Annotated in this window: 20 protein-coding genes and 1 riboswitch; of the genes, 14 read left to right on the top strand and 6 right to left on the bottom strand. The window is 72.8% G+C overall.

Features of this window, described 5'->3' with window-relative positions; all coding sequences use genetic code 11:
* Window positions 1-58: 58 nt before the first annotated feature.
* Complete coding sequence (locus tag ACZ67Q_RS31935; RefSeq protein WP_471189319.1) at window positions 59-1,195, top strand: helix-turn-helix domain-containing protein; 1,137 nt, start codon at window positions 59-61, stop codon at window positions 1,193-1,195.
* Window positions 1,196-1,621: 426 nt separating this feature from the next.
* On the top strand, window positions 1,622-2,611 hold the full coding sequence (locus ACZ67Q_RS31930) for a malate dehydrogenase (protein WP_469811789.1): 990 nt from the start codon (window positions 1,622-1,624) through the stop codon (window positions 2,609-2,611).
* A 249-nt stretch (window positions 2,612-2,860) separates the two neighbouring features.
* Here ACZ67Q_RS31930 and ACZ67Q_RS31925 read toward each other — a convergent pair whose 3' ends face one another.
* Window positions 2,861-3,763, bottom strand: coding sequence for a GNAT family N-acetyltransferase (locus tag ACZ67Q_RS31925; protein ID WP_471189315.1), 903 nt, complete (start codon window positions 3,761-3,763; stop codon window positions 2,861-2,863).
* A 220-nt stretch (window positions 3,764-3,983) separates the two neighbouring features.
* Between ACZ67Q_RS31925 and ACZ67Q_RS31920 the strand changes: the two genes are divergently transcribed.
* From ACZ67Q_RS31920 to ACZ67Q_RS31900, 5 genes are read left to right on the top strand one after another with little or no spacing between them, the layout of a single operon-like run.
* Window positions 3,984-5,510, top strand: coding sequence for an aldehyde dehydrogenase family protein (locus tag ACZ67Q_RS31920; RefSeq protein ID WP_471189313.1), 1,527 nt, complete (start codon window positions 3,984-3,986; stop codon window positions 5,508-5,510).
* A gap of 41 nt (window positions 5,511-5,551) precedes the next feature.
* Window positions 5,552-7,090: a GMC family oxidoreductase gene (locus tag ACZ67Q_RS31915; RefSeq protein WP_471189311.1), complete on the top strand. Its 1,539-nt coding sequence runs from the start codon at window positions 5,552-5,554 to the stop codon at window positions 7,088-7,090.
* Complete coding sequence (locus ACZ67Q_RS31910) at window positions 7,087-8,181, top strand: quaternary amine ABC transporter ATP-binding protein (protein ID WP_471189308.1); 1,095 nt, start codon at window positions 7,087-7,089, stop codon at window positions 8,179-8,181. Before ACZ67Q_RS31915 ends, ACZ67Q_RS31910 begins: the two co-directional genes overlap by 4 nt.
* Window positions 8,181-10,115, top strand: coding sequence for an ABC transporter permease (locus ACZ67Q_RS31905; protein WP_471189306.1), 1,935 nt, complete (start codon window positions 8,181-8,183; stop codon window positions 10,113-10,115). The genes ACZ67Q_RS31910 and ACZ67Q_RS31905 overlap by 1 nt, the downstream gene beginning before the upstream one ends.
* A 1-nt stretch (window position 10,116) precedes the next feature.
* Window positions 10,117-11,073 (top strand): ABC transporter substrate-binding protein, encoded by a 957-nt coding sequence (locus tag ACZ67Q_RS31900; protein WP_471189304.1) that lies wholly within the window; start codon window positions 10,117-10,119, stop codon window positions 11,071-11,073.
* Between the two features lie 75 nt (window positions 11,074-11,148).
* On the opposite strand, the gene ACZ67Q_RS31895 is transcribed toward ACZ67Q_RS31900, so the two are convergent.
* Genes ACZ67Q_RS31895 through ACZ67Q_RS31885 form a run of 3 tightly spaced genes read right to left on the bottom strand, consistent with a single transcriptional unit; the run spans window position 11,149 to window position 12,841 of the window.
* On the bottom strand, window positions 11,149-11,910 hold the full coding sequence (locus ACZ67Q_RS31895) for an isocitrate lyase/PEP mutase family protein (protein ID WP_471189301.1): 762 nt from the start codon (window positions 11,908-11,910) through the stop codon (window positions 11,149-11,151).
* Window positions 11,904-12,350 (bottom strand): carboxymuconolactone decarboxylase family protein, encoded by a 447-nt coding sequence (locus tag ACZ67Q_RS31890; protein ID WP_471189299.1) that lies wholly within the window; start codon window positions 12,348-12,350, stop codon window positions 11,904-11,906. Before ACZ67Q_RS31890 ends, ACZ67Q_RS31895 begins: the two co-directional genes overlap by 7 nt.
* Window positions 12,347-12,841 (bottom strand): carboxymuconolactone decarboxylase family protein, encoded by a 495-nt coding sequence (locus ACZ67Q_RS31885; RefSeq protein WP_471189297.1) that lies wholly within the window; start codon window positions 12,839-12,841, stop codon window positions 12,347-12,349. The genes ACZ67Q_RS31890 and ACZ67Q_RS31885 overlap by 4 nt, the downstream gene beginning before the upstream one ends.
* Before the next feature lie 47 nt (window positions 12,842-12,888).
* On the opposite strand from ACZ67Q_RS31885, the gene pdxR reads away from it, so the two are divergent.
* Complete coding sequence (gene pdxR / locus ACZ67Q_RS31880) at window positions 12,889-14,277, top strand: MocR-like pyridoxine biosynthesis transcription factor PdxR (protein ID WP_471189294.1); 1,389 nt, start codon at window positions 12,889-12,891, stop codon at window positions 14,275-14,277.
* A 339-nt stretch (window positions 14,278-14,616) separates the two neighbouring features.
* On the opposite strand, the gene ACZ67Q_RS31875 is transcribed toward pdxR, so the two are convergent.
* Complete coding sequence (locus ACZ67Q_RS31875; RefSeq protein WP_471189442.1) at window positions 14,617-15,447, bottom strand: DMT family transporter; 831 nt, start codon at window positions 15,445-15,447, stop codon at window positions 14,617-14,619.
* Between the two features lie 140 nt (window positions 15,448-15,587).
* Here ACZ67Q_RS31875 and ACZ67Q_RS31870 point away from each other — a divergent pair, with 140 nt between their 5' ends.
* The 3 genes from ACZ67Q_RS31870 to ACZ67Q_RS31860 all read left to right on the top strand — a co-directional run bounded on the left by ACZ67Q_RS31870 (window position 15,588) and on the right by ACZ67Q_RS31860 (window position 18,757).
* Complete coding sequence (locus ACZ67Q_RS31870) at window positions 15,588-15,932, top strand: hypothetical protein (protein WP_471189292.1); 345 nt, start codon at window positions 15,588-15,590, stop codon at window positions 15,930-15,932.
* 15 nt (window positions 15,933-15,947) lie between these two features.
* Entirely contained in the window at window positions 15,948-17,132 is a 1,185-nt protein-coding gene (locus tag ACZ67Q_RS31865) for a glutathionylspermidine synthase family protein (protein WP_471189290.1), read from the top strand.
* Between the two features lie 50 nt (window positions 17,133-17,182).
* Window positions 17,183-17,271: riboswitch (ZMP/ZTP riboswitch) on the top strand.
* A 34-nt stretch (window positions 17,272-17,305) separates the two neighbouring features.
* Complete coding sequence (locus ACZ67Q_RS31860) at window positions 17,306-18,757, top strand: glycine hydroxymethyltransferase (protein ID WP_471189287.1); 1,452 nt, start codon at window positions 17,306-17,308, stop codon at window positions 18,755-18,757.
* Window positions 18,758-18,771: 14 nt separating this feature from the next.
* Here the strand turns inward: ACZ67Q_RS31860 and ACZ67Q_RS31855 are convergent, their stop codons facing one another.
* The gene (locus ACZ67Q_RS31855) at window positions 18,772-19,089 is read right to left on the bottom strand and encodes a hypothetical protein (RefSeq protein ID WP_471189284.1); all 318 of its coding nucleotides are present in this window, start codon (window positions 19,087-19,089) and stop codon (window positions 18,772-18,774) included.
* 703 nt (window positions 19,090-19,792) lie between these two features.
* Here ACZ67Q_RS31855 and ACZ67Q_RS31850 point away from each other — a divergent pair.
* The 3 genes from ACZ67Q_RS31850 to ACZ67Q_RS31840 all read left to right on the top strand — a co-directional run bounded on the left by ACZ67Q_RS31850 (window position 19,793) and on the right by ACZ67Q_RS31840 (window position 22,534).
* The gene (locus tag ACZ67Q_RS31850) at window positions 19,793-20,542 is read left to right on the top strand and encodes a VC0807 family protein (RefSeq protein ID WP_471189281.1); all 750 of its coding nucleotides are present in this window, start codon (window positions 19,793-19,795) and stop codon (window positions 20,540-20,542) included.
* 244 nt (window positions 20,543-20,786) lie between these two features.
* Complete coding sequence (gene trpS / locus ACZ67Q_RS31845; protein WP_471189440.1) at window positions 20,787-21,779, top strand: tryptophan--tRNA ligase; 993 nt, start codon at window positions 20,787-20,789, stop codon at window positions 21,777-21,779.
* A gap of 182 nt (window positions 21,780-21,961) precedes the next feature.
* Complete coding sequence (locus ACZ67Q_RS31840; RefSeq protein WP_471189279.1) at window positions 21,962-22,534, top strand: 2'-5' RNA ligase family protein; 573 nt, start codon at window positions 21,962-21,964, stop codon at window positions 22,532-22,534.
* Window positions 22,535-22,537 lie beyond the last annotated feature (3 nt).

The following is a 22,537-nucleotide window of genomic DNA, read 5'->3' as shown; positions in this document are numbered from 1 at the left end:
GGGAAGACCAAGCACGTCACGGGGGGAAGAGGGGGAAGCAATGCCTCGTTGGAGGGCTTTGCCGGACGATCTCGATCCGCAGATCAAGGAGTTCGCGGAGCAGCTGCGGCGGCTCGTGGACCGCAGCGGCCTGGGCATCGCCGCGCTGGCCGACCGCACGGGCTACAGCAAGACGTCCTGGGAGCGTTACCTGGGCGGCCGGCTCCTCGCGCCCAAGGGCGCGATCGTCGCGCTTGCCGAGGTCACCGGCACCAACCCCGTCCACCTGACCACGATGTGGGAGCTGGCCGAACGCGCCTGGAGCCGTTCGGAGATGCGCCACGACATGACCATGGAGGCCATCCGGATCTCGCAGGCGCGCGCCGCCCTCGGTGACCTCGCGGCACCCGAGGCCGGCGAGCGCGGCGGGCGGGCGGCCCGCAAGGGCGGCAGCGCCACCGCCACGCCGGTCGCCGGGCCCGCGGGCGTGTCCCCGACGGTGCCGCAGCAGCCGACGGCCCCCGACGCCGACGCCCGCGACAGCGCGCTCCAGAACTCGTGGGGGATGGCCGGCTACCGGGGCCCGTCCCCCGTCGGCGGCCGTCCCGGCGCCGGGACGCCCGCCGCCACGGCCGCCCAGGGTGAGGGCCAGGGCGCAGGCCGGGGCGCCGGCCGTCCGCCCGGCGGTGCGCCCAAGGGGCCGCGGAGGCCCGCGAAGAACGCCGGCAAGCAGCGGCTGACGATGTTCCTCGCCGGGCTCGTCGGCGTACTCGTCGTCATCGCCGCGGTGTTCTTCTTCACCGAACGCGGCGGCGGCACCAAGAACGAGGGCAAGGACGCCTCCGCCTCACCGACCGCCACCGCCCCCGTGAACCTGCCGCCCGGCGTCAAGTGCAGCGGCGCGAGCTGCACGGGCAAGGACGCCGAGGCGATGGGGTGCAGCGGCAACCTGGTGACCACCGCCAGCACCGCGACCGTCGGCGCCACCGTCGTCGAGGTGCGCTACAGCAAGACGTGCGGCGCGGCCTGGGGCCGCATCACCCGGGCCGGGCAGGGCGACACGGTCCGGGTCAGCGCCGGCGGGGCCACCCAGGAGGGATCCATCACGGCCACCGGGGACGCCATCGCGTACACCCCGATGGTGGCCGTCAAGGACGCGGGCGAGGCCACGGCCTGCGCGACGCTGGCGTCCGGGAAGAAGGGGTGCACGCGGTAGGCGGCCGGCCGGAGTGCACACAGCAGGCGGGCAGAACGGGGGCACGCAGCAGGCGGCCGGAACAGGTGCACGAGACAAGCGGCCGGAACGAGTGCGCGAAGTGAAGAAAGCAGGGAAATCGGCGCGGGAGCGCATGGCTTCGGCCGGGGCGGGCAGGCGAACGGTATCCCCCCACGGGAGTCCGGAAACGGTACCCCCACCGGCGGCCGCCTGGTCATTCCTCTCCCGGACCGGCGGCCGCCCCCCCCCTTTTCCCCGCCGCTTTCGCCCCCGATGTGCCACTCTGTGGGGTGGGCCACACGGACCCGGACGTCCGGCCTGCCGGATGCGCGATAGCCTGACCGCTGGATCTCTCTTGATACCAAGAGATCGATCATCCGCCCGGGGCAGTGACGCCCCACCGCCAGCTGTCATACGGAGAACGCCATGACCCGCACTCCCGTGAACGTCACCGTCACCGGCGCGGCCGGCCAGATCGGTTACGCCCTGCTCTTCCGCATCGCCTCCGGCCAGCTGCTCGGCGCGGACGTGCCGGTCAAGCTGCGCCTGCTGGAGATCACCCCGGCCCTGAAGGCCGCCGAGGGCACGGCCATGGAGCTGGACGACTGCGCGTTCCCGCTGCTGCAGGGCATCGACATCACCGACGACCCGAACGTCGCCTTCGACGGCACCAACGTCGCCCTCCTCGTCGGCGCCCGCCCGCGCACCAAGGGCATGGAGCGCGGCGACCTGCTGGAGGCCAACGGCGGCATCTTCAAGCCGCAGGGCCAGGCCATCAACGCCCACGCCGCGGACGACGTCAAGGTCCTGGTCGTCGGCAACCCGGCGAACACCAACGCGCTCATCGCGCAGGCCGCCGCCCCGGACGTACCGGCCGAGCGTTTCACCGCGATGACCCGTCTGGACCACAACCGCGCGCTGACCCAGCTGGCGAAGAAGACCGGCACCACGGTCGCCGACATCAAGCGTCTGACCATCTGGGGCAACCACTCCGCCACCCAGTACCCGGACATCTTCCACGCCACGGTCGCCGGCAAGAACGCCGCCGAGGTCGTGAACGACGAGAAGTGGCTGGCCGAGGACTTCATCCCGACCGTCGCCAAGCGCGGCGCCGCCATCATCGAGGCCCGCGGCGCCTCCTCCGCGGCCTCCGCCGCCAACGCCGCCATCGACCACGTCTACTCCTGGGTCAACGGCACCGCCGAGGGCGACTGGGTCTCCATGGGCATCCCGTCGGACGGCTCCTACGGCGTCCCGGAGGGCCTGATCTCCTCCTTCCCGGTCACCTGCAAGGACGGCAAGTACGAGATCGTGCAGGGTCTGGAGATCAACGAGTTCTCCCGCACCCGCATCGACGCCTCCGTCCAGGAGCTGGTGGAGGAGCGCGAGGCGGTCCGTGGTCTCGGCCTGATCTGAGCCCGGCGCGCCCGAGTGGATCTTCGGCGGCCGGTGCGCTACAGTTGATCACACACCGGCCGCCGGGAAATCCGGCGCCAGGCTGTGCGTTGGTGGTCCAAGGAAAGACGTCCCGCTTCCTGCGGGGAGATGCAGGTGCAAGGCCTGCCCGGCGCTCCGAATGACGAGGCCCGTCCCGCGTGATGCGGGGCGGGCCTCGTCGTGTTGCCGCCGGCCTGCGTCGCTCGCTGTCCGCCGGCCGCCGCCCGCTCAGCCGCTGTCCGTCAGCCGCTTCTCGAACCAGTGCCCGGCGTACACATGCTCCGAGTACGCCGGGATCTCCCGGTAGCCGCCGGCCCGGTACATCGCCTGCGCCTCGCTGAGCACGGCGTGCGTGTCCAGCCGCACGACGGCGCAGCCGCGCCGCAGCGCCTCGGTCTCCAACGCGTCCAGCAGCCGGCGGGCCAGACCCAGCCGTCGGGCGTCCGGGTGCACCCACACGTGCTTGATCTCCGCCACGCCCGGCTCCAGCCGCCGCAGCGCCCCGCAGCCGACGGGCCGGCCCTCCTCGTACGCCACGAAGAACGCGCCCGCCTGCCCGGACACCTCCTCGGGGGCGACCAGGTCCGAGGCGTCGAAGCCCTCCGGGAAGCGCGTGTCGAGGTCGGCGGCGTAGGCGTCCAGGCAGGCCCGGGCGTCCGGCGAGGCGCCGTCGACGCGCTCCACGGTGAGGGCGGCCAGCCGCAGCAGGCGGTGGGCGGTGCCCAGCGCTTCGGTGAGCCGGTCGCGCTGCTCGGCCGTCAGCCCGTCCAGCAGGCCGGCCGCGAGGGCGTCGGCGCGACGGTTCTGCTCCTTGATCTCCACGCGTCCGGCCGAGGTCAGCTCCACCGTGCGCACCCGGCTGTCGTCCGGGTGGGTGCGCAGCCGGACCAGTCCCTGGGCCTGGAGCGCCTTGACCATCCGGCTCAGGTAACCCGCGTCGAGGCCGAGCCGCGCCCGCAGTTCCCGCAGGGGAACGCCGGCCCCTGCCTCGCCGATCTCGAACAGCAGACGCGCCTGGCCGAGCGGGCGGTCCTGCCCGAGGTAGTGGTCGTCGAGGGCCCCGATCCGCCGGGTGTACGCGCGGTTGAACCGGCGCAGGGCCGAGACGTGCTGTACCGACACGGGCTCCATGTCTTTGACTCTAGTCAAAGAACGGGCGGGTGTCCCGGGACGGCCCGAGATCACTCCTGAGCCTTTTGTCCGTTTATGTTCCTGATTTCCGTGAGGCAGCGCACTTTCGGCCACGGATTCCGCATGCCGTTCAGGGGTACGGGCATGCGCTCACGGTCCCCGTGGGGGACGCGGATGTGACCCACGGGCACCGAACAGGAACGGAAGGCAAGTACCGATCATGGCGGACCACATACAGCAGTACGCGGGGCGGACCCATTACGTGGGAGGGGAATGGCAAGGCTCCGTCTCCGGAGCCACGCGCGAGATCCTCGACCCCGCGGACGGCCGGCCCTTCGCCGTGGTCGCCGAGGGTGACGAGAAGGACGTCGACCTGGCCGTCGCCGCCGCCCGCGACGCCTTCGCCGGCGGGCAGGGCGCCTGGCCGCGCACCCCCGTCGCCGACCGCGCCGCCGTGCTGCGCCGCGTCGCCGACCTGCTCGTGCGCGACCGCGACGAGATCGGCCTGCTGGAGAGCCGGGACGCGGGCAAGACCGTCGAGGAGGGCCGCGTCGACGTCGACTGCGTCGCCGACGCCTTCCGCTACTTCGCCGACCTGGTCGCCGGCGAGGCGCCCGGCCGGGTCGTGGACGCCGGCACGCCCGACGTCCACAGCGTCGTCGTACACGAGCCGGTCGGCGTGTGCGCGCTGATCACGCCCTGGAACTACCCCCTCCTCCAGGCCAGTTGGAAGATCGCGCCCGCCCTCGCCGCAGGCAACACCTTCGTGATCAAGCCGAGCGAGATCACCCCGCTCACCACGATCGCGCTCATGGACCTGCTGGCGGAGGCCGGAGTGCCGGCCGGTGTCGCGGGTCTCGTCACCGGCCCCGGTCACACCGTCGGCGCCCGCCTCGCCGAGCACCCCGACGTCGACCTGGTCTCCTTCACCGGCGGCCTGGCCAGCGGCACCAAGGTCGCCCAGGCCGCGGCACCCGGCGTGAAGAAGGTCGCCCTCGAACTCGGCGGCAAGAACCCCAACGTCGTCTTCGCCGACGCCTGCGCCACCGACGAGGACTTCGACACCGCCGTCGACCAGGCCCTCAACGCCGCCTTCATCCACAGCGGCCAGGTCTGCTCGGCCGGCGCCCGACTGATCATCGAGGAGTCCGTCCGGGACCGCTTCGTCAGCGAACTCGCCCGGCGCGCCCAGAAGATCCGCCTCGGCCGGGGCACCGCCGACGGCGTCGAGTGCGGCCCCCTCGTCTCCGAACAGCACCGCGCCAAGGTCGAGGCGTACGTCGCCTCCGCGCTTCAGGAAGGCGCCGTGCTGCGCTGCGGCGGCAAGCGGCCCGAACCCTGCGACGTGCGCCCGGAGTCGGGCTACTTCTACGAGCCGACCGTCCTCGACGCCTGCCACCGCGAGATGCGCATCGTGCGCGAGGAGGTCTTCGGCCCGGTCCTCACCGTCGAGACCTTCCGCACCGAGGACGAGGCCGTGGCGCTCGCCAACGACACCGAGTACGGCCTCGCCGGCGCCGTGTGGACCACCGACGCCGGACGCGCCCGCCGGGTCGCCGGACTGCTGCGCCACGGCACCGTCTGGATCAACGACTTCCACCCCTACCTGCCGCAGGCGGAGTGGGGCGGCTTCGGCAAGAGCGGCGTGGGCCGCGAACTCGGGCCCGCCGGGCTCGCCGAGTACCGCGAGACCAAGCACGTCTACCAGAACCTCGCGCCGAAGCCCGTCCGCTGGTTCGCCGGCTGACCCCCGCTCGTTCCCCGACAGCTTCCTGGAGTAGCACCCCCATGTCCCACACCCCCCACGAACACGTCTACGACTACGTCGTCATCGGCGGCGGCACCGCCGGCTCCGTCATCGCCTCCCGGCTGACCGAGAACCCCGACACCACCGTCGCCGTCATCGAGGGCGGCCCCAGCGACGTCGGCCGCGACGACGTCCTCACCCTGCGGCGCTGGATGGGCCTGCTCGGCGGCGAACTCGACTACGACTACCCGACGGTGGAGCAGCCCCGCGGCAACTCCCACATCCGGCACAGCCGCGCCCGCGTGCTCGGCGGCTGCTCCTCGCACAACACCCTCATCTCCTTCAAGCCGCTGCCCTCCGACTGGGACGAGTGGGAGGACGCCGGCGCCAAGGGCTGGGGCGCGGTGCCGATGGAGGCGTACTACGCGCGGCTGCTGAACAACATCGTCTCCGTCGACGAGAAGGACCGCAACGCCATCGCCCGCGACTTCGTGGACGCGGCCCAGTCCGCGCTCGGGGTACCCCGCATCGAGGGCTTCAACCGCAAGCCGTTCGCCGAGGGCGTCGGCTTCTTCGACCTCGCCTACCACCCGGAGAACAACAAGCGTTCCTCGGCGTCGGTGGCGTATCTGCACCCGGTGATGGACTCCCGGCCCAACCTGACGATCCTGCTGGAGACCTGGGCGCACAAGCTTCAGATCACCGACGGCCGCGCCGAGGGCGTCCACGTGCGCACCAAGGACGGCGAAGAGCTGCTGATCCGGGCCCGCAGCGAGGTCGTGCTGTGCGCGGGTGCCGTCGACTCGCCGCGCCTGCTGCTGCACTCCGGCATCGGGCCCCGCAAGGACCTCGAGGCGCTCGGCATCCCCGTCGTCCAGGACCTCCCCGGCGTCGGCGAGAACCTGCTCGACCACCCCGAGTCGGTCATCGTCTGGGAGACCCACGGGCCCATCCCGGAGAACTCGGCGATGGACTCCGACGCCGGCCTGTTCGTGCGCCGCGACCCGGACCACGCGGGCCCCGACCTGATGTTCCACTTCTACCAGATCCCGTTCACCGACAACCCGGAGCGACTGGGCTACCGGCGGCCGGAGTTCGGGGTGTCGATGACGCCGAACATCCCCAAGCCGAAGTCGCGTGGCCGGCTGTACCTGACCAGCCCCGACCCGGCCGTGAAGCCCGCCCTGGACTTCCGCTACTTCACCGACGAGGACGACTACGACGCCCGCACCCTCGTCGACGGCATCCGCATCGCCCGTGAGATCGCCAGGGCCGAGCCGCTGGCCGGCTGGCTCAAGCGAGAGGTGTGCCCCGGCCCGGAGATCACCTCGGACGAGGACCTGAGCGAGTACGCCCGCAAGGTCGCGCACACCGTGTACCACCCGGTCGGCACCTGCAAGATGGGCGCCGCCGACGACGAACTCGCCGTCGTGGACCCGGAGCTGAGGATCCGCGGCCTGGACGGCATACGGATCGCCGACGCGTCCGTCTTCCCCACCATGACGGCCGTCAACCCGATGATCGGAGTACTGATGGTCGGGGAGAAGGCCGCCGACCTGATCGGAGGTGAGGTGCGATGACCATGACCGTGCCTACACGCAAGCCGCCCACCACGACCACCGACCCCGCCGCCCCCGTCTTCTCCGTCGACGGACTGTGGAAGGTCTTCGGCCCCAAGGCCGACCGGATCCCCGGCGACCCGGAGCTGACCGCGCTGGACGCCGCCGAACTGCGCGAGCGCACCGGCTGCACCGCCGCCGTCCGGGACGTCTCCTTCGACGTGCGCAAGGGCGAGGTCTTCGTCGTCATGGGCCTGTCCGGCTCCGGCAAGTCCACACTGGTGCGCTGTCTGACCCGGCTCATCGAGCCCACCGCCGGGACCATCGCCATCGACGGCGAGGACGTGCGCGCCATGGACCGCTCCCGGCTGCGCGAACTGCGCCGCCACCGCGCCGCGATGGTCTTCCAGCACTTCGGTCTGCTCCCGCACCGCACCGTCCTCGACAACGTCGCCTACGGCCTGGAGATCCAGGGCCTCGGCCGGGCCGAACGGCGCGAGAAGGCCGCCGAGATCGTCGCCAAGGTCGGCCTGGAGGGCATGGAGCAGCGCCGCCCCGGCCAGCTGTCCGGCGGTCAGCGCCAGCGCGTGGGCCTCGCCCGCGCCCTCGCCGTCGACCCCGAGGTCCTTCTGTTCGACGAACCGTTCAGCGCGCTCGACCCGCTGATCCGGCGGGACATGCAGGAGGAGGTCGTGCGGCTGCACCGCGACGAGGGCCGCACGATGGTCTTCATCACGCACGACCTCAGCGAGGCCCTCAAGCTCGGCGACCGCATCGCCCTGATGCGCGACGGCCGGGTCGTCCAGCTCGGCACCCCCGAGGAGATCGTCGCGACCCCGGCCGACGACTACGTCCGCGAGTTCGTCCGCGATGTACCGCGCGAACAGGTCGTGACGGTCCGCAAGGCCATGCGGCCGGCGTCCGCCGACGAGGCCGGCAGCGGCCCGGCGGTCCGCCCGGACGCCACGGTCTCGGAGGCGATCGAGGCGGTGGCCCGCGCGGGCGAACCCGCCCGGGTCGTCGACCAGGGCCGCTGCCTGGGCGTCGTGGACTCCGAGGCGCTGCTCGCCGTCGTCGCCGGTGCGACCACCGCTGCCCCGGAGGCCGTCTGATGGCCACGATCACCGCGACACCCAAACGCACCGCCCCCGCGCTCCTCACGCACCCCGCGGTCCGCAAGCTCGCCGTGCTCGCCCTGATCGCCGCCGTCCTGGTCCCGCTCGCGACCAGCCACTGGCCCGGCACCGCCTGGCCGAGCGCGCTCACCGTCGACCTCACCCAGCCGCTCACCAAGGTCAGCGACTGGATCATCGACCACCGTGACAGCCACCCGCTGTTCCTCTACTTCTTCGGCTACGTCTCCGACGCGGTCGTCGTCTCCGTACGCGCCGTCTACCTGCTGCTCCTGGGCCTCGGCTGGGCCGGCGTCACCGCGCTCGGCGCGCTGGTGGCCTGGCGGGCCGCAGGCGCGCGGCTCGCGCTCGGCACGGCGGTGGCGTTCCTCGCCTGCGGGCTGCTCGGCATGTGGGTGCCCACCATGCAGACGCTCGCCCTCATGGTCGTGGCCGTCGTCGCCTCCGTGCTGGTCGGTGCCCTGCTGGGGCTGGGCGCCGGGCTGTCCGAGCGGCTGGACCGGGCGCTGCGCCCGGTACTGGACACCATGCAGGTGCTGCCTGCCTTCGCCTACCTGCTGCCGGTCGTCCTGATCTTCGGCATCGGCGTCCCCGCGGCCGTTCTCGCCACCGTCGTCTACGCCGCCCCGCCCATGGCCCGGCTGACCGCGCTCGGTCTGCGCGGCGCCGACAAGGAGGTGCTGGAGGCCGTCGACTCGCTCGGCGCGACCGCCCGGCAGCGGCTGCTGACCGCGCGCATCCCCCTGGCCCGCAAGGAACTCTTGCTCGGCCTCAACCAGACGATCATGATGGCGCTGTCCATGGCCGTCATCGCGTCCGTGATCGGCGCCGGCGGTCTCGGTGACCGCGTCTACCAGGCGCTGGCCTCCGTCGACGTGGGCGCGGCCCTCGCCGCCGGCATCCCGATCGTGCTGCTCGCCGTCGTCCTGGACCGGGTCACCGGCGCGGCCGGCGCGGGCATGGCGCAGGTGCGCCGCGCCGTGGCCGCGGGTGCGCTCGCCGCCGTGGTCGTCGTCGCGCTCGCCGGACGGCTGACCGGCGGCCTCGACTGGCCGTCGGGCTGGACCGTCGGCATCGCGGAGCCGGTCAACCGGGTCGTCGACTGGATGACTTCCCACCTGTACTCGGGCGTGCCGGTGATCGGCGGCACCGCCGAATGGGCCGCGCACTTCACCACCTGGGTGCTGGACCCGGTGCGCTCCACGCTGCTGTGGCTGCCGTTGTGGTCGGCGCTGCTGATCGTCGCCGCGCTCGCCTGGCTGATCGGCACCTGGCGGACCGCGCTCACCGCCGCCCTCGCCATGGGCGTGATCGGCGCCCTCGGCGTGTGGAAGCCGGCCATGGACACCCTGTCGCAGGTCCTCGCCGCCGTCGCGGTCACCCTCGTCATCGGCTTCGCCACCGGCATCGCGGCCGCCCGCAGCGACCGCTTCGAGAAGCTGCTGCGGCCGGTGCTGGACGTCTTCCAGACGATGCCGCAGTTCGTGTACCTGATCCCGGTCGTCGCCCTGTTCGGCGTCGGCCGTGCCCCGGCCGTCGCCGCGGCCGTCGTCTACGCGCTGCCCGCCGTCGTCCGCATCACCACGCAGGGCCTGCGCCAGGTCGACCCGGCCGCGCTGGAGTCGGCCCGCTCGCTCGGCGCGACCCCCGGCCAGCAGCTGCGCCAGGTCCAGCTGCCGCTCGCCCGGCCCGCGTTGCTGCTCGCGCTCAACCAGGGCGTGGTCCTCGTCCTCGCCGTCGTCATCATCGGCGGCCTGGTCGGCAGCGGCGCCCTCGGCTACAGCGTCGTCTTCGGTCTCGCCCAGGGCGACCTCGCCACCGGCCTGGTCGCCGGCATCGCGATCGTCTGCCTGGGCCTGATGCTCGACCGGGTGACCCAGCCGACGGACCGCCGCGCGGGGAAGGGAGCCTGACATGCGTATCCGTACGACAGCCGCCGTCGCCGCGGCGGGCTCGCTGCTGCTGCTCACCGGCTGCGGTGCCGCCGACATGACCAAGCAGGCGTCGCCCTTCGCGAACGCCCGGGGCGCCAAGACGGTCACCCTGTCCGTGCAGTCCTGGGTGGGCGCGCAGTCCAACGTGGCCGTCGCCCAGTACCTGCTGGAGCACAAGCTCGGCTACCGCGTCGACACCGTCCAGGTCGACGAGGTGCCCGCCTGGGACGCGCTCAGCCAGGGCCGCGTCGACGCGATCCTGGAGGACTGGGGCCACCCCGACCAGGAGAAGCGGTACGTCGACGACAAGCACACCATCGCCCGGGCCGGCGGACTCGGCGTCACCGGTCACATCGGCTGGTTCGTGCCGACGTATCTCGCCAAGCAGCACCCCGACATCACCGACTGGCGCAACCTCAACAAGTACGCCTCGCTCTTCAAGACCGCCGAGAGCGGCGGCAAGGGCCAGCTGATGGACGGCTCCCCGTCGTACGTCACCAACGACAAGGCGCTGGTGAGCAACCTGAAGCTGAACTACCAGGTCGTCTTCGCCGGTTCCGAGGCGGCGCAGATCACCCAGATGAAACAGTTCGCCAAGGAGAAGAAGCCCTTCCTGACCTACTGGTACGCACCCCAGTGGCTGTTCAAGAAGGTGCCGATGACCGAGGTGAAGCTGCCGCCGTACAAGGAGGGCTGCGACGCGGACGCGGCGAAGGTCGCCTGCGCCTACCCGCACACCCCGTTGCAGAAGTACCTCAATGCGGACTTCGCGCACCGCGGCGGCAAGGCGGCGGCCTTCCTGAAGAAGTTCCGGTGGACGACCGAGGACCAGAACGCGGTCGCCCTGATGATCGCCGAGCAGAAGCTCACGCCCGAGCAGGCGGCGAAGAAGTGGGTCGACAGCCACCCGTCCACCTGGAAGGCGTGGCTGTCCTGACGGCGTGTCCGGCCGGCGCGGCTGTCCTCACGGCGTAGCCGTCCGGCCGGCGCGGCTGTCCGGCCTGTGGCGCTGTCAGGTCGGTGTCGCGGTGCGGACGGCCTGGATCCCCTCGGCGATCTCTCGCAGGGCCTGTGCCGCCCGGCGCTGGAGCCCCGGTCCGAAGGTGATCCGGGTGGCCCCGCGCTCGCCCAGAGCGGCGGGCGTGGGGCCCTCGCCGACCCGGGCGAGGGCGTTCAGCGGCCCCTCGATCCCGGCCCGCAGCAGCGGCAGTACGTCGGCGGGGGCGAGAATCGGATACACGCAGTCGGCGCCCGCCGCCACGTACAACGCGGCCCGCTCGACGGCCCGTTCGGGGTCGCCGTCACCGTGGACGAAGGTGTCGATCCGGGCGTTCAGGAAGAGCCGCTCCCCTGCGGCGGCCCGCACCTCGGCCAGGAACTCGGCGTGTTCGCGCGGGTCCCTGAGCCGGCCGCCCGTGGAGTCCTCCAGGTTGCAGCCCACGGCGCCCGCCTCCAGCAGCCGCTCCACCAGCTCCTTCGGGGCGAGTCCGTAGCCGTCCTCGACGTCCGCCGACACCGGCACGTCCACCGCCCGCGCGATCCGGGCGACGGCCGCGAACATCTCGTCGGCCGGGGTCGCGCCGTCGGCGTACCCGAGAGACGCGGCCACGCCGGCGCTCGGGGTGGCGAGCGCCGGGAAGCCGGCCTCGGCGAAGACCCGGGCGCTCGCGGCGTCCCACGGTCCGGGCAGGACGAGGGGGTCGCCGGGGGAGCGGCGACGGTGCAGGGCGCGGAAGACGCCGGCCTTGTCCACGACGGGCTCCTCGGTCACCATGCGGGGCCTTCCGGGGGGATACGGCGGCCGATCATCAGCCGGTTCCAGCTGTTGACGACCGCGATCAGGCCGAGCAGATGGGCCAGTTCACGCTCGTCGAAGTGCACGGCGGCCCGCTCGTACACCGCGTCCGGCACAAAGCCGTCGGTGAGCACGGTCACCGCCTCCGTCAGCTCCAGTGCCGCCCGCTCGCGGGCGCTGTACCGCTCGTCCGCCTCTCGCCAGGCGTTCAGCAGCTGGATCCGCTCGTCCGACTCGCCGTTCTCGCGGGCGAGCGTCACATGCATGTCCAGGCAGAACGCGCACCGGTTGAGCTGCGAGGCGCGGATCATCACCAGCTCCGCGAGGACCGGATCACCCAGGCCCTTCTTGGCGGCGGCGCCGGCCTGCCGCAACGCGTCGCGGACGCCGGGGTCCAGCAGGGTCGTGCGCGCCGTCACGCGTGCTGCCCCGCCTGGTAGTGGCCCGGGGTCATGCGGCAGGTCACGCCGAACCGGTTCCAGGCGTTGATCACCGTGATCGCGGCGATCAGCTGGACCAGCTCCGCCTCCTCGAACTGCTTGGCGGCCCGCTCGTACACCTCGTCCGGCACGAAACCGTCGGTGAGGACGGTGACCGCCTCGGCCAGCTCCAGCGCCGCCAGTTCCTTCTCGGTGTAGAAGTGCCGGGACTCCTCCCAGGCGCTGAGCTGGACGATCCGCTCCACGCTCTCGCCGGCCGCGAGCGCGTCCTTGGTGTGCATGTCGAGGCAGAAGGCGCAGTGGTTGAGCTGCGAGACGCGGATCTTCACCAGCTCCGCCAGCTTCGGGTCGATGCCCTTCCGGGCGGCCACGTCCAGGCGGATCATCGCCTTGTACACCTCGGGCGCGTGCTGCGACCAGTTCAGGCGGGCCGGGGTCTCGGGGGCGTAAGCGACGTTCTCTGAGGTCATGTCCTCGAGCGTAGGAGCCGGGCAGCCCAGCGGTATGGTCCATTCCCATGGCAAAACCTTGGGCCACTTTCGGGGTCGACCTGCATCTGGAACCGTCCGGTCCCGGCGTGCGCCGGGGCCTGACCGACGCGCTGCGCGAGGCCGTGCGCGGCGGACGCCTCGCCCCCGGCACCCGGCTGCCCTCCTCCCGCTCGCTCGCCGCCGACCTCGGCATCGCGCGCAACACCGTCGCCGACGCCTACGCCGACCTCGTCGCCGAGGGCTGGCTCACCGCCCGGCAGGGCTCCGGCACCCGGGTCGCCGAGCACGCCGCCGTGCCGCGTCCGCAGGAGCGCCCGGCACCTCGTCACCGTGAGCCCGGCCGGCCCACGCACAGCCTCCTCCCCGGCGTGCCCGACCTCTCCTCCTTCCCGCGAGCCGAGTGGCTCAAGGCCGCCCGGCGCGCCCTGGCCGCCGCGCCCGACGACGTCCTCGGCTACGGCGACCCGCGTGGCCGCATCGAGCTGCGCACCGCGCTCGCCGGCTACCTCGCCCGCGCCCGGGGCGTGCGCGCCGACCCCGGCCGGATCGTCGTCTGCAACGGCTTCGCCCGCGGCCTGAAACTCCTCGCCGAGGTCCTGCACGGCCGCGGCCTGCGCAGCCTCACCGTCGAGTCGTACGGCCTCGACGTGCACTGGGACCTGCTGCACCGCACCGGTCTGACCACCGTCCCGCTGCCCCACGACGACGCCGGGCCCCGGATCGACGCCCTCGGCGACGCCGGTGCGGTGCTGCTGAACCCCACCCACCAGTTCCCGCTCGGGGGCGCCCTGCCGCCCGAGCGCCGCGCCGCCGCCGTGGAATGGGCGCGGCGCACCGGCGGACTGATCCTTGAGGACGACTACGACGGCGAGTTCCGCTACGACCGCCAGCCCGTCGGCGCGCTCCAGGACCTCGACCCCGACCACGTCGTCTACCTCGGCACCGCCAGCAAGTCCCTCGCGCCCGGCCTCCGGCTGGGCTGGATGGTGCTCCCCGAGTCGCTCCTGCCGGAGGTCCTGGAGTACGGCGGTGCCCGCTCCGCCGGCGTCCTCGACCAGCTCGCCCTGGCCGAGTTCATCACCTCCGGCGCCTACGACCGGCACATCCGCGCCGCCCGGCTCCGCTACCGGCGCCGCCGGGACGCCCTGGTCGCCGCGCTCGCCGCCCGCGCGCCGCAGGTCTGCGTCACCGGCATCGCGGCCGGGCTGCACGCCGTACTGCGGCTGCCGCCCGGCACCGAGCAGGCGGTGGTGCAGGCCGCGGCCTGGCAGGGTCTCGCCGTCACCGGCCTCGACTACTACCGCCACCCCGACACGACCACGGACCCTCTCGAGGCCCTGGTGGTCGGCTACGGCACCCCCTCCGACCACACCTGGCCCCGAACCCTGGAGGCGCTGTGCCGCGCGATGCCCTGACCGGCGGTCTCGGCGGGAGTGGCCGGGGGACGGGGGGACCGTCTCAACGCCCGTGAGGCGGCGTCCGGTCAGTGTCGGCCACCGCCGCGGTCAGCGGGCGGCGGACCTCCCGTGCCGGCCGTCGCGGAGGAGCGGCAGTCGCGGAGGACCGGCCGAACCCTCGCCGGGTGGCCGGGGCGCCCCTCCCAGGTCGCCTGCTCCCCGGCAGGGCGGCCGTGTCGGGCGTCGCCGACCGCCGAAGCCGGCGGTCGGTGGGCCGGCGGTGTCCGCCTTCGCGGAGGCGGCCGAGACCTCGGCGGGCCGTCCATGCCTCGCCGGTCGTCCGGAGCAAGTCCCGGCTCATGCCTCCTCGGGGACGGTTTCCGGGGCCTCTCCGAAGCGGGCCAGGGCGAGGGCTCCGGCCACTGCCACCGCGAACCCCAGGACGGCCAGCCAGGCCAGGCCCTCGCGGGTGCGGTCGCCGAGCCAGACCACGCCGATGAGGGCTGGGCCCACCGTTTCACCGATCACTATGCCGGCCGTGCTCGTCGTCACCGAACCCCGTTGCAGGGCCGACGTCAGCAGCAGGAACGCCGCGCCCCCGCCGAGCAGCAGGGCGTACGCCGCCGGGTCCCGCAGCAGGTCCAACGGGTCGAGGGAGTCGATCAGCCGGACCGTCACCTCCACCACCCCGAAGCCGAAGCCCGCCCCGAGCCCCAGCAGCAGCGCCCGCGTCCGCCCGACGAGCCGCCCGCCCGCCGCGCCCAGCAGCAGCACCGCCGCCGCCGTGGCGAGCATCGCCCAGTCGAGCCCCGCCGGTCCGCTGTCCTCGCCCTCCGTGCCCGAGGCCAGCCCCAGCATCGCCAGGCCCGCGCACACGACCCCCACCGCGGCCCACTCCACCCCGCTCAGCCGCGTCCGCAGCAGCCGCGCCGCGGCCACCGCCGTCACCGCAAGCGACGCGGCGAGGGCCGCGCCGACCGCGTAGATCGGGACCGAGCGCAGCGCCGCGATCTGCAGCAGGAAGCCGACCCCGTCCAGACCGAGGCCCGCCAGGTACCGCCACTGCCGCACCGCCCGCAGCAGCAGTGCCGCGTCGCCGCGGCCCGGAGCGGCGGCCGCTCGCGCCGCGATCGCCTGCAACACCGTCGCCGTACCGAAGCAGACCGCCGCGCCGAGCGCGCACACCATTCCGAAGAGCATCAGGCGACTCTAAGGGAGCGGTCCGGGGCGGGGGCTCCTGCATGCCCCCTCTCACCGGTCTCTAGGCTGACAGCCGAGAACGAGACATCCTTTCGACGGAGAACCAACCGCAACCACGGGGGAAAGACATGGCCGACGCACGGCGGCAACTGCGCTCCGGCACGGTGGTCCTCGGCGGGATGGGGCTGCTCGCTGCTGCCCTCACCGCCTGCTCCTCGGACCCGGACAAGCGCTGCGTGGACCGCGACAGTTACAACGCCCTCAAGGGCTACAAGGTCGTCTCCGACAAGAACTGCAAGTCCGGCACGGGCACCTGGTACTACGGCGGCAAGAAGAAGAGCGGCTGGGTCGACGGCGGCTCCTTCACCAAGCCCCGCAAGGGCGGCGGCGGTTCGGGCGGCAGCGGCGGCAGCCACGGCGACGGCGTCGACCGCGGCGGCTTCGGTGGCGGCAAGGGCAGCGGCGGCGGCTGAGGGGGCCGAGGACACATGGAACGCCGTACCGTCGCACCCCGCCCCGGCTGGCAGCAGACCGTGGAGGCGCAGGGCCTGATCTACCCGCTCACCCGCTACCCCGACGACTCCCTGCGCCCCTACTGGGACGAGAGCGCCCACTACGTCTTCTCCCTCGACGAGGTGGAGGCGCTGGAGGAGACCGTCGAGGAACTGCACCGCATGTGTCTGGCCGCCGCCGGCCACATCGTCGGCGAAGGCCGCCTCGCCGACCTCGGCATCACCGACCCGCGCGTCGCCGCAGCGGTCACCGAGGCATGGCACCGCCGCGCCGAACTGCCTTCGCTCTACGGGCGGTTCGACCTGCGCTACGACGGCACCGGCCCCGCCAGACTGCTGGAGTACAACGCCGACACGCCCACCTCCCTGGTGGAGGCGGCGTCCCCGCAGTGGTTCTGGATGGAGGACCGCTTCCCCGGCGCCGACCAGTGGAACTCCCTCCATGAACGCCTGGTCGCCGCCTGGCGCAAGCAGGCGAAGCTGCTGCCCCCGGGCAGCCCCCTGTACTTCGCGCACTCCGCCGCCGACGAACTCGGCGAGGACCTGATGACGGTCGCCTACCTCAAGGAGACCGCCGAGCAGGCCGGTCTGGAGACCGACTGGATCTCGATGGAGGAGATCGGCTGGGACCCGCTGTCGGGCCGCTTCGTCGACAACCGGCTCCGCTTCATCCGCAGCATCTTCAAGCTCTACCCCTGGGAGTGGCTCACCACCGACCGCTTCGCCGACCATGTCCTCGGCACCCTCGACAACGGCGGCGGCACCGGCTCCACCCTGTGGATCGAGCCCGCGTGGAAGATGCTGCTGAGCAACAAGGCGCTGCTGGCGATCCTGTGGGAGCTGTACCCCGGTCACCCCAACCTCCTGCCCGCCTACCTCGACGGCCCCCGCGAACTGGCCGCCGGCCCCGGCTGGGTCGCCAAGCCGCTGCTCGGCCGCGAGGGCGACGGGGTGACGGTCCACGAGCCGGGCAGCGCACCCGAAGTCCGCGACGAACCCTGCTGCTACCAGCAGCTCGCCCCGCTGCCCGCGTTCGACGGCAACCACGTCGTCCTCGGCGCCTGGGTCGTCGAGGACGAGGCGGCCGGCCTCGGTATCCGCGAGTCCTCCGGCCTGATCACCGACGAGTACGCCCGCTTCCTGCCGCACGTGATCCTTTAGCCCGCATGGTGGACGGCCCCGCCCGGCCGTCCGACACGCCCGGTAGGCTGGCAGCGGGCCGTGACTGGCGCGCTGGGATGGGATGGACCATCGGGGAGCGGCCCCTGCGAAAGCTGTGCCGTGCGCCTGGGCCGAACCGTGAACGCCGTACCCACCACGTCCGGAGGTCCCCGATGGCCGAGAACGGTCCCCTCTCCACCGAGTCCACCGCCTACCGCGCGGCCCTCGACGTCATCCGCGCCGTCGAACCGCGGGTCGCCGACGCCATCCGTCAGGAGGTCGCCGACCAGCGCGAGATGCTCAAGCTGATCGCCTCGGAGAACTACGCCTCCCCGGCCACCCTGCTCGCGATGGGCAACTGGTTCAGCGACAAGTACGCCGAGGGCACCGTGGGCCGCCGCTTCTACGCCGGCTGCCGCAACGTCGACACCGTCGAGTCCCTCGCCGCCGAGCACGCCCGCGAACTCTTCGGCGCCCGGCACGCCTATGTCCAGCCGCACTCCGGCATCGACGCCAACCTCGTCGCGTTCTGGGCCGTCCTCGCCGACCGCGTCGAGGCGCCCTTCCTGCAGAAGACCGGCGTCCGGCAGATCAACGACCTCACCGACGCCGACTGGGCCGAGCTGCGCCAGGCCTTCGGCAACCAGCGCATGCTCGGCATGTCCCTGGACGCCGGCGGCCACCTCACCCACGGCTTCCGCCCCAACATCTCCGGAAAGATGTTCGACCAGCGGTCCTACGGCACCGACCCGGCCACCGGTCTCATCGACTACGAGGCCCTGCGCGCCCAGGCCCGCGAGTTCAAGCCGCTGATCATCGTCGCCGGCTACTCCGCGTACCCCCGTCTGGTGAACTTCCGGATCATGCGCGAGATCGCCGACGAGGTCGGTGCGACCCTCATGGTCGACATGGCGCACTTCGCGGGCCTCGTCGCCGGCAAGGTCCTCACCGGCGACTTCGACCCGGTCCCGCACGCCCAGATCGTCACGACCACCACGCACAAGTCCCTGCGCGGCCCGCGCGGCGGCATGGTCCTGTGCGACGACTCGCTCAAGGACCAGGTCGACCGCGGGTGCCCGATGGTCCTCGGCGGTCCCCTGCCGCACGTCATGGCCGCCAAGGCCGTCGCTCTCGCCGAGGCGCGGCAGCCCGCGTTCCAGGACTACGCCCAGCGGATCGTCGACAACTCCCGCGCGCTCGCCGAGGGCCTGATGCGCCGCGGTGCCACCCTGGTCACGGGCGGCACGGACAACCACCTCAACCTGATCGACGTCGCCGGCTCCTACGGTCTCACCGGCCGCCAGGCCGAGCAGGCCCTGCTCGACTCCGGCATCGTCACCAACCGCAACGCGATCCCGGCCGACCCGAACGGCGCCTGGTACACCTCCGGCATCCGCATCGGCACCCCGGCGCTCACCACCCGTGGCCTCGGCACCGCCGAGATGGACGAGGTCGCCGGTCTGATCGACCGCGTCCTGACGGCCGCCGAGCCCGGCACCACCAAGTCCGGCGCGCCCTCGAAGGCGGCCCACGTCCTGGACGCGAAGATCTCCGACGAGATCTCCCGTCGCGCCACCGACCTCGTGGCCGGCTTCCCGCTCTACCCGGAGATCGACCTGGGCTGACCCCCACCGGGGGCTCACCGGTCGATCAGCTCCTGACGAGGCTCGTCCCGCGGCGGCCCGGCACACTGCCGGGCCGCAGCGCGGCGTATCAGCAGCGTCCCGGCGACCCCGACGGCAAGCCCCGCGGCCGCCCACCCCGCGCCCTCGCGCGCATACCCCTCGCGACCGGCGGCCGGAGCGGCGCCGAGCCCGGGGAAGCCGGCGCCCGTCGGCCGGTCGTACACCGGGCGCGGCGCGCGGTGCCGGCGGATGTCGTGGTCCGGCAGGTCCGGCGCCGGATCGGTCCGCACCCACAGCGTGCCGTCCGGTGCCAGGAACCGGTCCGCACCCACGGCGAGCCGTCCGGTGCCAGGAACATGTGGTTTTGGCGCAGCATCGCCACGTCGCCGCCGGGCGCCCGCCGCGTCTGCGGCCGGCCCCCGACCCCGGTCGGCCCCCACAGCACCGTGAACCGCGCCGCCGGATACCGCCTCTGGGTCCACGCCTCGGGCATCCGCTCCGTACCGCCGTACGGCCGGCTCGAGCAGACCGCGCAGCCGGTCGGAGCCGGCCTCCCCGGCATGCCACGCCTCGGTGCGCCCGGCGCCGGCCGTGACGACCACGGCCACGTCGGGCTCCTCGGGCCCGGCACCGGCCCGCGCCACGGGATGCCCGACGGGATGCCCCATGGGAGCCGGCGGCGCCACGAGTGCGGTCCCCGGCGCCGGCAGCGTCACGAACAGCCCTGAAAGAGCCGCCAGTTGCCGCAACCCGCCCCGTCGCCGTCGCATCCCGCCCCCACCCGCTCATCCGCTCCCGGCCGCCCCGAGCCCCGTTCCCCCTCTGGTACACCGCCCGGCCCGCCGGTGTCCCCCTCTTGTCACAGGCGGAGGCTCCGCCACCTGTTGCGCAAGCGGATCGTGGTCGTGAATGATCAGGCCCGCTTCCGGCCCGGCGCAGCGCACCCAGCACCCGCCGTACCGCACTGACCCGCGGCACCGGGAGGCTTTCACCAGCGGCCGTCGGCCGCCTTCACACACACGCACCGGGGGAACGATGACCGCTCACGACGCCACGTCCGCACCAGCCGCTCCCACCGCGCCGGACACCCCGGCGGCAGCGGCAGGGGACCGCCCCGCGCCGCCCGCCCGGTCCCGGGGCGCCGCGCTGGGCGGCTGGGCCCTCACCATCGGGCTCAACGTGGCCGCCCCGATCCTCACCTACAACGCCCTGCGCGACCACGGCTGGAGCGAGTTCGCCGCGCTGCTCGCGAGCGGTGCCTGGCCGGTCCTCGACAGCGCCGTCCACCTCGCCTGGCGGCGCCGCCTCGACGAGTTCGCCCTGGTGACCCTGGTGTTCCTGGTGATCACAGCTGTGGTGTCGGTCGTCGGCCCCCACTCGGCCCTGTCCCTGCTGATCAAGGACTCGGTCGTCACCGGGCTGTTCGGGCTGTTGTGCCTGGTCACGCTGGCGGCGCAGCGCCCGCTGATGTTCTACTTCGGCCGCAAGTTCGCCACCGACGGCACGCCCGAGAGCACCGCCTGGTGGAACGGCCTGTGGGAGTTCGAGGGCTTCCGCTCGACCATGCGGACCATGACGACGGTCTGGGGCGTGGCCTACTGCCTGGAGGCCGTGGTCCGCATCGCGCTGGCCTGCACGCTCAGCACCGACACCATGGTCTCCCTGAGCCCGGTCCTGATCTACGGCGTGCTCGGCGCCCTCGCCCTGTGGACGGCCCTCTACGGCAAGCGGGCCCGCCGCAAGGGCGAGGAACGCACCGCGGCCCTGGCCGCCGCGCAGGCATAGGAGGGGTGTCTCGCCCCATTCCGGCCGGTGCTCCCCGCCGGCCGGGTGCCGCGCGCTGTGGCCTCCGTCTCACCGGAGGACGATCTTGTTACACGGCGCGCGAAGATTCGGTTCGCAGCTGTTTCCGACCAGTTCCTGTTCGACCCTCCCGCTCTGAGAGAATGGGCCCATGGCCTCTGATCGCCCGTCCGTCGCCCACCACCACCCTCAGGGGAGTGGCTCCGCCACGCCGCGTGCTCTTCGCGTGCTGTCCGGCATCCAGCCCACCGCCGGCTCGTTCCACCTCGGCAACTACCTCGGCGCCGTGCGCCAGTGGGTGGCCCTCCAGGAGTCCCACGACGCCTTCTACATGGTCGTGGACCTGCACGCGATCACGGTCCCGCAGGATCCGGCGGACCTGCGCGCCAACACCCGCCTCGCCGCCGCCCAGCTGCTCGCCGCCGGCCTGGACCCGGACCGCTGCACCCTCTTCGTGCAGAGCCACGTGCCCGAGCACGCCCAGCTCGCCTGGGTCATGAACTGCCTCACCGGCTTCGGCGAGGCCTCCCGCATGACCCAGTTCAAGGACAAGTCCGCCAAGCAGGGCGCCGACCGCGCCTCCGTCGGCCTGTTCACGTACCCGATCCTCCAGGTCGCCGACATCCTGCTGTACCAGGCGCACGAGGTGCCGGTCGGTGAGGACCAGCGCCAGCACATCGAGCTGACCCGCGACCTCGCCGAGCGCTTCAACGGCCGCTTCGGCGAGACCTTCACCGTGCCGAGGCCGTACATCCTCAAGGAGACGGCCAAGATCTACGACCTTCAGGACCCGTCGATCAAGATGAGCAAGTCGGCGTCCACGCCGAAGGGGCTCATCAACCTCCTCGACGAGCCGAAGACGACGGCGAAGAAGGTCAAGAGCGCGGTCACCGACACCGACACCGTGATCCGCTTCGACCCGGAGAACAAGCCGGGCGTGAGCAACCTCCTCAGCATCTATTCGACCCTCACCGGCTCGGGTGTCGCCGAGCTGGAGGAGAAGTACGACGGCAAGGGCTACGGCGCGCTCAAGACGGACCTCGCCGAGGTCATGGTCGAGTTCGTGACGCCGTTCCGGGAGCGCACCCAGAGTTACCTGGACGACCCGGAGACGCTGGACTCGATCCTCGCCAAGGGCGCGGAGAAGGCGCGTGCCGTGGCCGCGGAGACGCTGGCGCAGGCCTACGACAAGGTCGGATTCCTGCCGGCCAAGCACTGACCCGGCCGGCACGACACCCGAGCGCGGACGGTACGGCGGCTCACCCTGCGCGGTGAGCCGTACAGCACACGTCCGCACCCGCCCAACACCGCGGCGGCAGCCGTACAGTCGATAACCGACGGCTGCCGCGGCAGCCACCCCTGCCCCGGACCCGCCGGGACAGCACGACGACAGGAGACGACGTGGGGACCGTAACGATCGGCGTGTCGATCGCGGTCCCGGAGCCTCACGGCAGCCTGCTCCAACAGCTGCGCGCGGGCTTCGGTGACGCCGCCGCCCACGGCATCCCCACGCACGTCACACTGCTGCCGCCGACCGAGGTGGACGCCTCGGCCCTGCCGGACGTCGAGGCCCACCTCACCCGGGTCGCCGCGGCCGGCCGCCCCTTCCCGATGCGGCTGGAGGGCACGGGCACCTTCCGCCCGCTGTCCCCGGTCGTGTACGTGAAGGTCGTCGAGGGCGCCCAGGAGTGCACGCGGATCCAGCAGCAGGTCAGGGACTCCTCCGGTCCTGTCGAGCGGGAGCTGCAGTTCCCCTACCACCCGCACGTCACGGTGGCGCACGGCATCGACGACGCCGCCATGGACCGCGCCTACGCGGAACTCGCCGGCTACGCGGCCGACTGGTCCTGCACCGGCTTCGCCCTCTACGAACAGGGCGCCGACGGCGTGTGGCGCAAGCTGCGCGAGTTCACCTTCGGCGGCGCGGTGGTCCCGCCCCAGGCCGGCAGCGTGGAACAGGGTTCCCTGCGCTAGGGC

It is taken from the genome of Streptomyces sp. NPDC036813 (genome assembly GCF_055609245.1).
Note: the sequence above shows the minus strand (reverse complement) of the source record. Positions and strands in the feature narration are given on the sequence as shown.